Annotated in this window: 2 protein-coding genes; one reads left to right on the forward strand and one right to left on the reverse strand. The window is 35.0% G+C overall.

The features are described from left to right. A partial coding sequence (locus tag ABXH34_RS10185; protein WP_353571772.1) for an NADAR family protein occupies window positions 1-270 on the reverse strand: 270 nt, incomplete at its 3' end. A gap of 300 nt (window positions 271-570) precedes the next feature. Between ABXH34_RS10185 and ABXH34_RS10190 the strand changes: the two genes are divergently transcribed. Then, window positions 571-2,340 carry a WD40 repeat domain-containing protein gene (locus ABXH34_RS10190; RefSeq protein ID WP_353571773.1) on the forward strand — a complete coding sequence of 590 codons (1,770 nt, stop codon included), beginning with the start codon at window positions 571-573 and terminating at the stop codon, window positions 2,338-2,340. Window positions 2,341-2,420: the final 80 nt, after the last annotated feature.

The raw sequence follows: 2,420 nt of genomic DNA on the forward strand, positions 1-2,420 counted from the left end.
CAAAAGCTTAACCTCTTTTGTAGTTTTGGATGCCAAAATCATATCCACACAAGATGGTTCAAACAGTCTTGCTTTCTCTGCCATCATATAGTGTTCAGAAGTTAAGTATTGAATACCATTTTCAGTAAATGTTGAGGCATACCATTGACTGAAACAGGCTTTAGAAACGGTATTTTTTGATTGTTGATGTCCCCAAAAACATACGTATTTCACTTTATTGCCTTGATTCACATAGGCTTGTAATTCTGATTTTGAGCTTAATTTCAACATAAAGGTGTCTGTTTTGAAATATAAAGAAAAAGCATCATAAAAAAATAATTTAATACCATGCCAGCTTAGAGAGTATTCTCATTCAACTAATAATAAATTGAATCTAGAGGATAATAACTTAAAGTATAAATTTTTTGTAAGTTGCTAGTAATTAGAGTATTTTAGGGATTTTGGATTTAATTGAGAACGTTCCCTAATATTGTTGTTATGAAATAAAACATAGAAACTACAACCATTTGACAGAATAATTGAATATCCTTATCCTGCGTAGGATATTACATTGATGGTTAATGGTGTGAGATGGAAGATTATAAGGATAGTTTTCAAGCAGAACAATCTATTAAGTTACTTTGGTCTCAAAGCGAAGTCAAAATGCTGAGACGCGGTTTTATTACTGTTTTAATACTAGGCAGCATCGTTATCGGCTTAACTTTATTCTTGGGAATTTATGAGTTATATTTCAGCAAATATGTTAGCAATATTTTCCCTCCTGTTTTTTTCATTATCATACCTAGCATGATGTTAATGTCGATTGGTGGCATGTATTACCAATCAAAAATCATGAGTTCACAATACATCCTATTGAATAAACAAGGTATCCAATCTCATTCTGGTTTGCCTATTTGGCTGCAAAAAATATTACCGTATCAAGATTGGAACAGTACTTGGGAAAATATTGCCAGTATCCAAGTTAAAGACCAGCATCTTTATGAAACGGCTAAAATTTCTTTTAAAACCCATAATACAACTAAATCGTTTACAACATTTGCATTTAAATGGATTGATAGCCAATCCTTGAATGAAGAACATACTCGTTATCCTAAAGAATATCAGTGGCGTACTCGTGCATTTACGACTGATGAACTTCAAAAAATGTTGAATCGTAGTCCCTTATTCCAATATTTTATCCAACATAAAATCAGTGTTGATGTATCCAAGAAAGCCATTCAACCACAACTCTTTGTCAAAATGCCATTCATATTTATCATGATGATTATGCTAGGTTTTTGGATATATTTAACCGCTTGGGATTTCAATGATGCTTTTACCTTCTTTCTCCGTGATAAACCGTTAGCTGTTTCGACCGAACTAGAACAGCAACATAGCGTGCCTAACAACTTATTATCCACATGGAATGCGCATACGGGTAATGTTTTGTCTGTTGCCGTCAGTGCTAATGGGCAATATGCTGTTTCAGGTGCAAAAGATCATACTGTGCGTTTGTGGGAAATTAATACAGATGAAAATATTCATACTTTTAATGGCCACAAGGATGCCGTTCAAGCCGTTGCTTTTTCACCTAGTAATAAGCTAATTGCATCAGGCAGTGAAGATAATACGATTCGATTATGGGATGTAGAAACCCTTGAACTCGACAAAGTATTAAGAGGGCTCAAAGGTCATGCTACAACATACAATGGAATTTATGACCTTGCTTTTAGCTCTGATGGGCAATATTTAGCCAGTACAAATTGGAATGGCAGTCTTGTGTTGTGGGATATGCAAACGAAAACCGCCAAATGGGTGAGTGAAGGACATAAAAAAGACAAGAGATTAGGGCATCAAGATTCGGTTAATGCAGTCGCGTTTAGTCCTGATAATGAAACACTTGCGTCAGGTGGGTTTGATAATACGGTTAGATTGTGGAATGCTAAAACAGGTAAACAACTGAAAATATTACGCGGCCATAGTGATTGGATATTGACCGTGGCATTTAGTCCTGATGGTAAATTACTCGCTTCGGCAGGATATGATAAAACGATCCGTATTTGGTCATTATCTAATTATGAAACCTTGCGTGTTATCCGAGGTCATTATGCTAATGTGACACAAGTTGTATTTACAAAAGACAATCAAGTTTTAGTTTCTTCCAGTGACGATAAATTTGTTCGGTATTGGGAAGTCAGTACAGGTGCTAATATCGCTGATTTAATAGAACATAAAGACTTTGTTAACAGTATTGCTTTTACCCCTGATGGTCAAAAACTGCTTTCGGCGAGCGGAGACGATAGTATTAAAATTTGGACACTTGGAGAAGCATTAGACAACTCAAGCGAGCCATTAGAATAAGCTGAAATTCAGATAGCTAGAATACATCAATCTCCATTATTTTCGATACCCAAAAGTTGATAATGGTATTGTTTAAGTAT

Source organism: Candidatus Albibeggiatoa sp. nov. BB20 (assembly GCA_016744725.1).
Taxonomy (GTDB): Bacteria; Pseudomonadota; Gammaproteobacteria; order Beggiatoales; family Beggiatoaceae; genus Albibeggiatoa.